The 10730-nt window shown below is 73.5% G+C and carries 11 protein-coding genes and 1 pseudogene; 10 read left to right on the forward strand and 2 right to left on the reverse strand.

The window, feature by feature from the left end:
* The 5 genes and pseudogenes from D8M35_RS16905 to D8M35_RS13355 all read left to right on the forward strand — a co-directional run.
* Positions 1 to 252 (forward strand): annotated as a pseudogene (locus D8M35_RS16905) (TPM domain-containing protein); the annotation flags it as partial.
* Between the two features lie 112 nt (positions 253 to 364).
* Positions 365 to 1090, forward strand: a complete 726-nt coding sequence (locus D8M35_RS13340) for a PspA/IM30 family protein (protein ID WP_126892292.1) — start codon at positions 365 to 367, stop codon at positions 1088 to 1090.
* Between the two features lie 45 nt (positions 1091 to 1135).
* Complete coding sequence (locus tag D8M35_RS13345) at positions 1136 to 1957, forward strand: arginase family protein (RefSeq protein WP_126892293.1); 822 nt, start codon at positions 1136 to 1138, stop codon at positions 1955 to 1957.
* Positions 1958 to 2028: 71 nt separating this feature from the next.
* Positions 2029 to 3432 carry an NAD(P)/FAD-dependent oxidoreductase gene (locus D8M35_RS13350; protein WP_126892294.1) on the forward strand — a complete coding sequence of 468 codons (1404 nt, stop codon included), beginning with the start codon at positions 2029 to 2031 and terminating at the stop codon, positions 3430 to 3432.
* Between the two features lie 2 nt (positions 3433 to 3434).
* Positions 3435 to 3791 carry a Fe-S oxidoreductase gene (locus D8M35_RS13355; RefSeq protein WP_126892295.1) on the forward strand — a complete coding sequence of 119 codons (357 nt, stop codon included), beginning with the start codon at positions 3435 to 3437 and terminating at the stop codon, positions 3789 to 3791.
* 218 nt (positions 3792 to 4009) lie between these two features.
* Here D8M35_RS13355 and D8M35_RS13360 read toward each other — a convergent pair whose 3' ends face one another.
* Positions 4010 to 4783: an ABC transporter ATP-binding protein gene (locus tag D8M35_RS13360; RefSeq protein ID WP_126892302.1), complete on the reverse strand. Its 774-nt coding sequence runs from the start codon at positions 4781 to 4783 to the stop codon at positions 4010 to 4012.
* A 47-nt stretch (positions 4784 to 4830) separates the two neighbouring features.
* Positions 4831 to 5760, reverse strand: coding sequence for a siderophore-interacting protein (locus tag D8M35_RS13365; RefSeq protein ID WP_126892296.1), 930 nt, complete (start codon positions 5758 to 5760; stop codon positions 4831 to 4833).
* Between the two features lie 60 nt (positions 5761 to 5820).
* Between D8M35_RS13365 and D8M35_RS13370 the strand changes: the two genes are divergently transcribed.
* The 5 genes from D8M35_RS13370 to D8M35_RS13390 form a co-directional block, all read left to right on the forward strand.
* Complete coding sequence (locus D8M35_RS13370) at positions 5821 to 6765, forward strand: alpha/beta fold hydrolase (RefSeq protein ID WP_161972667.1); 945 nt, start codon at positions 5821 to 5823, stop codon at positions 6763 to 6765.
* A gap of 59 nt (positions 6766 to 6824) precedes the next feature.
* Entirely contained in the window at positions 6825 to 8348 is a 1524-nt protein-coding gene (locus D8M35_RS13375; protein WP_126892298.1) for an ABC transporter substrate-binding protein, read from the forward strand.
* Between the two features lie 115 nt (positions 8349 to 8463).
* Positions 8464 to 9417 carry an ABC transporter permease gene (locus D8M35_RS13380; protein ID WP_126892299.1) on the forward strand — a complete coding sequence of 318 codons (954 nt, stop codon included), beginning with the start codon at positions 8464 to 8466 and terminating at the stop codon, positions 9415 to 9417.
* A complete protein-coding gene (locus tag D8M35_RS13385) occupies positions 9414 to 10349 on the forward strand; it encodes an ABC transporter permease (protein ID WP_126892300.1) in 936 nt (311 codons plus the stop codon). The genes D8M35_RS13380 and D8M35_RS13385 overlap by 4 nt, the downstream gene beginning before the upstream one ends.
* The coding region (locus D8M35_RS13390) for an ATP-binding cassette domain-containing protein (protein WP_126892301.1) at positions 10346 to 10730 on the forward strand (385 nt) is incomplete at its 3' end. The genes D8M35_RS13385 and D8M35_RS13390, both read left to right, overlap by 4 nt.

Genomic DNA, 10730 nt, shown 5'->3' on the forward strand with positions numbered 1-10730 from the left:
ATGGACGCCGCGAACGACGACATGGGCGGGTGGCCCGGCCAGGGCGGCGGCGGCAACGGCGCACAGCTCGGCGGTCTCGTGACCGGGATCGTGCTCGGCGGACTGCTGGGCGGACGCGGCGGCAGCTACGGTGGCGGCTCGTTCGGCGGCGGCGGCTTCGGCGGCGGTGGCGGCTTCGGCGGAGGCGGCGGCTTCGGCGGAGGCGGCGGTGGCGGCGGTGGCGGTGGCTTCTCCGGTGGCGGCCGCTTCTGACACCACGGACCACGACCAGCACCGCGCACGCACGACCCGCACGACCCGCACGACCCGCACGACGACGCTCGACCAGCAGCACCACCAGAGACCTTCCACGAAAGGGAAAGCAATGGCAAAGCAGACGATCTTCGGCCGGATCTCCTCGCTCATCCGGGCGAACGTGAACCAGCTCATCGACGACGCCGAGGACCCGCAGAAGATGCTGGACCAGCTCGTCCGCGACTACACGAACAACATCGCGGACGCCAAGACGGCGATCGCGCAGACCATCGGCAACCTCCGCCTGCTCGAGCAGGACAACGAGGAGGACAAGCGCGCCGCCACCGAGTGGGGGCAGAAGGCCGCGAACGCCTCGGCCGCGGCCGACAAGTACCGCGCCGAGGGCAAGACCGCCGACGCGGACAAGTTCGACAACCTGGCGAAGATCGCGATCGGCAAGCAGATCGCGGCCGAGCAGGAGGTCAAGGACAACGAGGCTCCGCTCGCGACGCAGAACGAGCAGGTCGAGAAGCTCAAGTCCGGACTGGCCGGCATGGAGCAGAAGCTCGAGCAGCTCAAGGCCAAGCGCAACTCGCTCGTCGCGCGCCAGAAGACCGCCGAGGCGCAGTCGAAGGTCAACGACGCCATCGGCACCATCGACATCACCGACCCGACCAGCGACCTCGCCCGCTTCGAGGAGAAGGTCCGCCGCGAGGAGGCGAAGGTCCTCGGACAGCAGGAGCTGCAGTCGTCGAGCCTCGACGCGCAGTTCGAGAGCCTCGAGGACGTCGGTCGCGACACCGAGGTCGAGGCCCGCCTCGCCGCGCTGAAGAACGGCGACTCGTCGAGCATCTGACGCGGAACTGCGGACGACGCCGGACCGTGCTGACAGACTGAGACGATGCAGTTCCTCGTCGTCGGTCAGTGGCAGGGTTCGGCGTCGTCGCGCGCGATGCGCCTCGGCGACGGAGCCCAGGCCATCGCAGCCGACCTCCCCCGCGCCGCCACCACCGTGGTCGACGTCCCGGCCGGTGCCGGCGACCGCCTCGAGACCGCCGTCGCCCGGTACACCTCCGTCCGCGCCGTCGCCGAGCGCGTCGCCGAGGAGGCCGGCGTGGCGAGCGAACCCGTGCTCGTGGTCGGCGGCGACGGATCGAGTGTGCTGGGCGCCACCGTGCTCGTGCGCCCGGACACCGCGTTCGTGCGCATCGCCGGGTCGACCGGCTACCGGTCGCTGAACCGCGCACAACCCGTCGCGGCCGAGACCGCCGTGCTGCGCCTGCTGGTCGACCGGCCGGACGACCTGTTCCCCGACCTGCCGGTCCTCGACCCGGCCGCCGTCGTCCTGGCCGGCGTCCGCGGTGCCGAGGAGGCCGAGGTCGCCGCCCTCGACCGGGTCGGGATCACCCACCTCGACGTCGACGCAGCGACGCCGGACGCGCTCTCCGCCGCGGTCGAGGCCACCGGCGCCGAGCGTGTCTTCGTGCACGTCGACCTCGACGTGCTCGACCCCGCAGAGGTGGACGGCCTGCTCGAACCGGTGCCGTTCGGGCTCGACGCCTCCGGGCTCGTCGAGCGCATCCAGGCCGCGACCCGCGGACGGCGGCTCGTCGGAGCCGCGCTGACCGGGTTCGCGCCGGTGGACCCCGACCGTGCGGTCGACGACCTGGGCGTGATCCTGCGCGCGGTCGGCGCCCTGACGACGGCGTCGCGCACCGCCTGACGGTCGGCGCACCGAGCCGCCGGGCGACCGCGCACGGCCGATGCCCCGCCGCTCCGCGTACGTTCGTGAGCATGACGGACTACGACCTCATCGTGATCGGCGCCGGCGCAGTCGGCGAGAACGTGGCGGACTACGCCCACAAGCGCGGCCTGTCGGTCGCCGTGGTCGAGGCCGAGCTGGTCGGCGGCGAGTGCTCCTACTGGGCGTGCATGCCGTCGAAGGCGCTCCTCCGCAGCGGCCACGCGGTCGCGGCCGCGAAGCGCGTGGACGGCGCCGCCCAGGCCGTGACCGGACGCGTCGACGCCGCGAAGGTCCTCGCCCGGCGCAACTCGTTCACCTCCGACTACCAGGACGACAGCCAGGTCGCCTGGCTCGAGTCCGCGGACATCGCCCTGATCCGCGGCCACGCCCGCATCACCGGCGAGAAGACCATCGAGGTCGGCGGCGAGACGCACACCGCACGCGCTGCCGTCGCCGTCGTGACCGGCTCGCTGCACCAGCTGCCCGACGTCCCCGGCCTCGCCGACGCGAAGCCGTGGGGCACCCGCGAGGGCACCAGCGCGCAGCAGGTCCCGGAGAGCCTGCTCGTCATCGGCGGCGGCGTCGCCGGCTCCGAGCTCGCGACCGCGTGGGCGTCCCTCGGGTCGAAGGTCACCCTGGTCGCGCGGCACGGGCTGCTCGGCGGCATGGAGCCCTTCGCGGGCGAGCTCGTCGCCGACGCGATGCGCGAACTCGGCATCGACGTCCGCACCGGTGTGAACCCCACGCGGGTCGACCGCGACGAGCACGGCCTCGTCACCACGACCCTCGACGACGGCACGACGGTCGTCACCAGCGAGGTCCTCGCCGCGACGGGGCGGAAGGCGCACACCGCCGACCTCGGCCTCGAGTCCGTCGGGCTCACCCCGGGCGACTGGCTGCAGGTCGACGACACGATGCTCGTGCAGGGCACCGACTGGCTCTACGCCGTCGGCGACGTCAACCACCGCGCGCTCCTCACCCACCAGGGCAAGTACCAGGCACGCGCCGCCGGCGAGGCGATCGCGGCTCGCGCGCAGGGCCGACCGGTGCACGCCGAACCGTGGGGTGCCCACGTCGCGACGGCCGACCACGCGGCCGTCCCGCAGGTCACCTTCACCGACCCCGAGGTCGCGAGCATCGGCCTGACCGAGGCCGCTGCCCGCGAGCAGGGCATCGACGTCCGGGCGGTCGAGTACGACCTCGGCGCGGTCGCCGGGTCGGCGCTGCAGGCGGACGGCTACACGGGCCGGGCGAAGATGGTCGTCGACGAGTCCCGCGGCGTCGTCGTCGGCGTGACCTTCGTCGGACAGGACGTCGCTGAGATGCTGCACGCGGCGACCGTCGCGGTCGTCGGCGAGGTCCCCGTCGACCGGCTCTGGCACGCGGTCCCGGCCTACCCGACGATGAACGAGATCTGGCTGCGCCTGCTCGAGACCTACGGCCGACCGGAGTAGGGGTGCGCAACCCGCTCCTCGACTCCCCCGTCTCCCGGGCCGGCTGGCTGTTCGCCACTGCCGTCGGGCTGGCGGTCGGCGTGCCGTTCTCGACCGGACGGGTCCGGGTCGAGGACGGGTTGATCGTGTGCACGGGCCTGCCGCGCTGGGCGTTCCGGCGCGGCGGCACGTGCGTCGGGTCGGTCTACCTGACGCGGGAAAACGACGGGCCCCGCGTGCTGCGGCACGAGCGGGTGCACGTCGCGCAGTGGCGCCGGTACGGCATGCTCATGCCGCTGCTCTACGCGCTCGCGGGTCGCGACGCCACGCGGAACCGCTTCGAGGTCGAGGCCGGACTCGAGGACGGCGGCTACCGCTGACCGGGTGACCAGCCGTCGGACGGGAGGCGCGGGGCGGTCCCGCCACGTGCCTCCCGTCCGCCACCCGGCGCACTCTGCCGCTTCACCCTGCCGCCCCGAGCGGGCCAGATCCGTCACGCTCGCCGCCGCGCACCGACCGATCGCGCCCGCTCGGCGAACGCGCGCGGCGCGTCCTGCCCGCTCGGCGAACGCGACCAGCGGACCGGGCAGCGGGAACCTCAGGCAGCGCGACGCCGCGGCACCACCAGGGGCGTCCCGGTTTCGGGGTCGGGGACGACCACGCAGGGCAGCCCGAAGACGTCCTCGACGAGGCCCGACGTCAGCACCGCAGCCGGCGCCCCCTGCGCCACGATCGCCCCGTCGCGCATCGCCACGAGGTGCGTCGCGTACCGGGCCGCCTGGTTCAGGTCGTGCAGCACGGCGACCACGGTGCGTCCCGACGCGTGCAGGGCCGAGGCGAGCTCGAGCACGTCGTACTGGTGTGCGATGTCGAGGAACGTCGTGGGCTCGTCGAGGAGCACGATGTCGGTCTCCTGCGCCAGGACCATCGCGATCCAGACACGCTGCCGCTGCCCGCCGGAGAGCTCCCCCACGCTGCGGTCGGCGAGGGCCACGGTGTCGGTCTGCTCGAGCGCGGCCTGCACGGCGGTGCGGTCGGACCCCGACGACGGGTGCAGCAGGTCCTGGTGCGGGAAGCGCCCGCGGGACACGAGGTCACGGACGGTGATGCCCTCGGGCGCGATCGGGGTCTGGGGCAGCATGCCCACCCGCCGGGCGACGGCCTTCGGGCGCAGCGAGTCGATCGGGGCGCCGTCGAGGTACACCGTCCCGGCGCTCGGCTTCAGTGTCCGGGCGAACGCCTTCAGCAGCGTGGACTTGCCGCACGCGTTCGGGCCGACGATCACGGTGAGTTCACCGTCGGGCACGTCGACGTCGAGCGACGAGACCACGACCCGGTCGTCGTACGCCAGGGTCAGCCCGCGTGCACCCAGGGCCGTCGTCGGGACGGTCGCGCCGCCGGGGAGGGACGCTGCCGCGCTCAGTGCTCGGCCTTGCCGTGCCGCCAGTAGCCCATGAACGCGACCTGCCGGCGGTCGAGCCCGACGCCGCGTACGAGGTGACGACGGAGCTCCTTCACGCAGCCGGCCTCGCCCGCGATCCACGCGTAGACGGGACGCTCCTCGGCGACCGTCGGCACGTCCCAGAGCACCTGCTCGTCGACGTCCACGTCGGCCAGCTCGACGGCGGCGCGGGACGCACCCGCGACACCGGCCGGGACCGACACGGCCTCGGAGGCCCACGCGCACACCTGGTCGGTCATCCGGACCCCGTGGGAGGCGCCGTTCCGGGCGATCCAGCGCACCTCGACACCGGCGGGCGCGGTGACCGGCAGCCGGTCGGCGTCGGTGGGCACCTCGATGAAGACGTGTCCGACGGTCGCGACGTCGAGCGCCTCGAGGATGGCGCAGATCGCCGGAGCGGCGGTCTCGTCACCGGCGAGCAGGATCCGGGTCGCGCTCCCCGGTGCGAACTCCGCCGCGCCGCTCGGCAGCTCCGCCGGCGAGGACGGCACGGCGGGCCCGACGATGCGGAGCTCGTCGCCGACCCGGCAGGAGGACACCCACCGCGAGGCCGGACCGGTGTCCCCGTGCGCCACGAAGTCGATGTCGAGCTCGCGCGCGTCCGGACGGAAGGACCGCACGGTGTAGGTGCGGAGCGGGTTGCGCTCCGCGTCGGGCAGTGCCCGCCACGCGCCGTACCAGTCGTCGCCGTCGGGCAGGTCGGTGAACCCGTGTCCGGGGATCGGCAGGACGACCTTGATGCGCTGGTCGAGCCCGACCGCGGAGAAGTCCGCGAGCGCGTCACCGGTGAGCGTCACCCGGACGAACGACGGGGTGAGCGCCGACACGGCCGCGACGCGGACGGAGAAGACTCGGTACCGGGCTGCCACGAGGTACGAGTATGGCATGCCTTACCTAAGGCTTCCAGGGTGCAACGGGGTGCCCGCGAGGGTGCGAGGATCGGACCCGTGCACGAACCCGACGACGAATTCTCGGACCTGGCCGCGCTGGCGGCCGCGAGCGGCGTGACGGAGCCGCTCCGCGCCTCCCGTCAGGTGGTCCGCACCGACGACGGACGCGAGACCGCAGCGATCCGCTGGGACACGGCGGACGGCCGGGAGGCACGGATCACCTACCTGCACGGGCTCGGCATCGACGCGCACAGCTTCGACCAGACGGCGATCGCGGTCGGGGAACCGGCGGTCGCCCTCGACCTGCCCGGGCACGGCCGGTCGTCGTGGCGCGACGACGCCGACTACGGCGCGAGCACGACGGCCCCCCAGGTGCTGGCCGCGCTCGACGCCCTCGGGGTCCCGCCGGGCGTGGTCGTCGGGCACTCGCTCGGCGCCATCCTCGCCGGCCGACTGGCGGCGACGGCCCCGGAGCGCGTCACCGGCCTGGTGCTCGTCGACATGTCCCCGGACTTCGCGCAGCGCGCGGTGGACCGCATCGCCCGGGCGCTCGAGGACGAGACACCGTTCGCGTCGCTCGAGGAGGTCGTCGACCGCGCCGTCGAGGCCCGCGTCGGCGACGACCGCGCGGTGCTCCTCCGCGAAGCCCGGCACACCACCCGCCTCGGCGCGGACGGCCGACTCGTCCGCCGGCACCACTTCCCGCACCTGCCCGCAGGTCGGACGGCGTCGGTCGGCCGGTTCGCCGACGCGTGGCCGGACCTCGAGGCCCTCGACGTGCCGCTCCTGCTCGTCCGCGGCGACCGCGGCTACGTCTCCCCGAAGCTGCACGCCGGCTTCACCGAGCGACTGCCCGACGCCGAGGTCGTCACGGTGACCGCCCGACACGCGGTGCAGAACCAGGCCCCCCTCGAACTGGCGTCCGCCATCCGGGCATGGGGAGCACGGCACCGGTTGTTGCACGAGGTCCAACAACCGTCGTCCGGCACCGATCGCCGGTAACCTCGTCCCGCGCGATGCGACGACCGTCGCCACCACGCGCCCGGAAGGAACCCACACCCATGAGTCCGCTCCTCCCCCGTCGCGGCGGCCGTGCAGCACGCGTCGCCCTGACCGCCACCGCGGTCGCCGTCGCCGCGGCCCTGACGCTCACCGCATGCTCGGGCTCCGACGGCGCTGACCGCACGGGCGACGACGCCACCGTGCGCGTCGGGCTCGTCCTCGAGCCGACGAGCCTCGACATCCGCACGCAGTCCGGTGCCGCACTCGACCAGGTGCTCATCGACAACGTCTACCAGGGACTCGTCGGGCGCACGGCGGACGGCGAGATCCGCGACGTGCTGGCTTCGGAGCACGAGGTGTCGGCGGACGGGTTGACCTACACGTTCACGCTGCGCGAGGGCACGACGTTCCAGGACGGCAAGCCCGTCACCGCGGCCGACGTCGTCTGGTCGCTGCAGCAGGCGAAGGACAACCCGTCCTACGTCGACTCCGCCAAGCTCGCGGGCGTCACGTCGATCAGCTCTCCCTCGGACGGCGTCGTCGAGCTGCGCCTGGCCGCGCCGGACTCCGACCTGCTCTTCACCCTGACCGGCCGCGCCGGACTCGTGCTCGAGCAGGCCGCGAGGAACGACCTGTCCGACAGCGCCAACGGCACCGGACCGTACGAGGTGTCGTCCTGGAAGCAGGGCGACTCGCTCACCTTCAGCCGCAACGACGACTACTGGGGCAGCGAGCCGAAGGTCGCGAAGATCGTGTTCCGGTACATCACGGACCCGTCGACGGCCGTGAACGCGATGGCCAACGGCGACCTCGACGTGCTGAACCCCGTCGACGGCACGCTGCAGGGCCAGCTGCAGGGCAACCCGGACATCGAGCTCCACCGCGGCAGGACGACCGACAAGTACACGCTCGCGTTCAACGACGCGCAGGCACCGTTCACCGACAAGCGGGTGCGCCAGGCCATCCGGCAGGCGATCGACCCGAAGGCGCTCATCAAGGCCATCGGCGGCACGGGCGTCGAGCAGGGCGGGCCGATCCCCGAGCTCGACCCCGGGTACGAGGACCTGACGTCGATCGACGCGTACGACCCCGACAAGGCCAAGCAGCTCCTGGCCGAGGCCGGGCAGCCCGACCTCGACCTGACCCTGACCTACGCCAACGTCTACCCGGCGACGATCGGCGACGTGCTGAAGTCACAGCTCGCCGACGTCGGCATCACCCTGAAGGTCCAGCGGGTCGACTTCGCCACATGGCTCGACCAGGTCTTCACGAAGAAGGACTTCCAGCTCTCGATGGTCGACCACGTCGAGGCGCGGGACTTCGGCAACTGGGCGAACCCGGACTACTACTTCGGGTACGACAACCCCGAGGTGCAGCGGCTCTACGCCGAGTCGATCGCCGCGACCTCGCAGACCGAGAAGGAGCAGGCCCTCCGCAAGGCCGCCCGGATCGTCAGCGAGGACGCCGCCGGCGAGTGGCTGTACACCGCGACGGAGATCACCGCCGTCCGGAAGGGCGTGACCGGCTTCCTCGTCGACGGCGGCAACTCGCGCCTCGACCTGGCCGGGCTGGCGGTCCGGTGACCGCTGCCCTGCCGATCGTCGGGCGCTCGTCCGGCGACACGGTCCGGCCGGTCGCCGGGCGCCCGTCCGGCGCTGCGGTCCGGGCTCGTGCCGCCGCCCCCGTAGCATCGGACGCGTGACCCGGTTCCTCGTCGGGCGACTGCTGCTGCTCGTCGTCGGCCTGCTCGTGGCGAGCATCATCGTGTTCGCCACGCTGCGCGTGCTGCCCGGCGACGTCGCACAGATCGTCGCCGGCACCCAGTCGACGCCGGCCCAGGTCGAGCAGCTCCGGCAGCAGCTCGGCCTCGACCGACCCGTCGTCGTGCAGTACCTCGACTGGATCGGCGGCGTGCTCCGCGGTGATCTCGGCCGGTCGCTCGTGACGAACGGCGCGGTGGGACCGGAGGTCGCCCAGAAGCTCGCCGTCACGCTGCCGCTCGCGGGGATGTCCCTGGTGGCCGCCCTCGTGCTCGGCGTCCCGCTCGGGGTGCTCGCTGCGGTGCTGCGCCGTCGGGCCGGCGGTGCGGTGATCGGCTTCGTCGCACAGGCGGTCGCGGCCGTCCCCGTGGTCTGGGCCGGCATGCTCCTCATCGCGCTGTTCGCCGTCACGCTGCACTGGCTGCCGACGCAGGGCTTCCCGCTCGACGGGTGGGACGAACCCGGTCGCGCGTTCTCGTCGCTCGTGCTCCCCGCGCTCACCATCGGCGCCGTCGAGGGTGCCGTGATCCTGCGCTTCACCCGCTCCGCGACGCTCGCCGTGCTCGACGCGGACCACGTCCGGACCGCGGCGGCGATCGGCCTCACGCGGACGCGGGCGCTCCTGCGGCACGGCCTGCCGTCGGTGGCCCTCACGGTGCTGGCCGTCCTCGGCGTGCAGATCGCCGGGCTCCTGGTCGGGGCCGTCGTCGTCGAGCAGCTCTTCTCGCTCCCGGGGGTCGGCCGCATGCTCGTCACGGACGTCGGACGGCGCGACGTCACGAAGGTGCAGTCGGAGCTCCTCGTGCTCACCGGCCTCGTGCTGGTCGTCGGCTTCGCGGTCGACGTCGTGCACCGGGCGCTCGACCCCCGGCAGCGGGAGGTGGGCGAGTGATCCGCCGTCTGCTCGTCCGACCCACGGGGTGCTTCGCGGTCGTGGTCCTCGCGCTCCTCGTCGTGCTCTCAGCGGTGTCCCTCGTGTGGACGCCGCAGGACCCGTTCCGCGCCGACCCGTTCCAGCAGTGGGCCGCGCCGAGCCCGGCGCACTGGTTCGGCACCGACGCCGCCGGCCGTGACATCGCCAGCTACCTGCTCGCCGGCACCCGGACGACCGTGCTCGTCGCGGTCGGCTCCGGCATCGTCGCGAGCGTCGTCGGCATCCTCCTGACGGCGATCGGCTCGCTGACCACGAGGTGGGTCCGCGAGGGCACCGCCGTCCTCCTCGACATCCTCGTCGCGTTCCCCACGCTGCTCACCGCCATGCTCCTGACGGCGGTGTTCGGCGGGTCGCTCGGCATCGTCGTGGTGAGCGTCGGGCTGTCGTTCGGCGTGACGATCGCGCGCGTCGCCCGCGGGGAGATCCGCCGCATCGCCCGGAGCGACTACGTCGTCGCGGCGCGGGCCTCCGGCGTCGGACCCCTCGGCGTGCTCACCCGCCACCTGGTGCCCAACGCGGCGCCGCTGTTCACCGTGCAGCTGTCGCTCGCGATGGCGACGGCGGTCCTCGCCGAGGCCGGCCTGTCCTACCTCGGCTACGGCGCGGGGTCGGACACGGCATCGTGGGGCAACCTGCTCGCCGACCTGCAGACGTACATCGGCGTGCACCCGTGGAGCGCGACCTGGCCGGGCGCCGCGATCGCCCTGGTCGTGGCCGCGCTCTCGCTGCTCGGTGACGCGGTGCGCGACGCGACCGACCCACGACTGACGACAGGCGACCGGACGGCCGCGGGCGACGGAACGGACCCGCACGACCGTCCGAGCACCGATCCGGCGACGGACCGCCGCGCGCCGGACGGCACGACGACGACCCCGGGGGTGACGGCGTGAGCGACCAGCGGACCGGACGCGACGGACTCGAGGTGACCGGACTGTCGGTCCGCATCGCGGGGCGGACGGTGCTCGACGACGTGACGTTCACCGTGCCTCCCGGCCGTCGCGTCGGCGTGATCGGCGCGTCCGGGTCCGGCAAGTCGATGACCTCGCTCGCCCTGATGGGTCTCGAGCCGGCGGGGGCCGAGGTGCGCGGGAGCATCCGCCTCGACGGCACCGAGCTCGTCGGCATGCGGGACCGGGACCGCGCACGGCACCGCGGTTCCGGCATCGGCATGGTGTTCCAGGAGCCCGCGACCGCCCTCGACCCGCTCCGCCGGGTCGGCGCGCAGGTGGCGGAACCGCTCCGGCTGCACCGCGGGCTGGACCGCCGGGCTG

Source organism: Curtobacterium sp. HSID17257, from assembly GCF_003989515.1.
Classification (GTDB): domain Bacteria; phylum Actinomycetota; class Actinomycetes; order Actinomycetales; family Microbacteriaceae; genus Curtobacterium.

Coding starts and splice junctions, on each gene's coding strand:
- D8M35_RS13340 (WP_126892292.1), top strand. CDS start 365: ATGGCAAAGCAGACGATCTTCGGCCGGATCTCCTCGCTCATCCGGGCG.
- D8M35_RS13365 (WP_126892296.1), bottom strand. CDS start 5,760: ATGCCATACTCGTACCTCGTGGCAGCCCGGTACCGAGTCTTCTCCGTC.
- D8M35_RS13350 (WP_126892294.1), top strand. CDS start 2,029: ATGACGGACTACGACCTCATCGTGATCGGCGCCGGCGCAGTCGGCGAG.
- D8M35_RS13375 (WP_126892298.1), top strand. CDS start 6,825: ATGAGTCCGCTCCTCCCCCGTCGCGGCGGCCGTGCAGCACGCGTCGCC.
- D8M35_RS13345 (WP_126892293.1), top strand. CDS start 1,136: ATGCAGTTCCTCGTCGTCGGTCAGTGGCAGGGTTCGGCGTCGTCGCGC.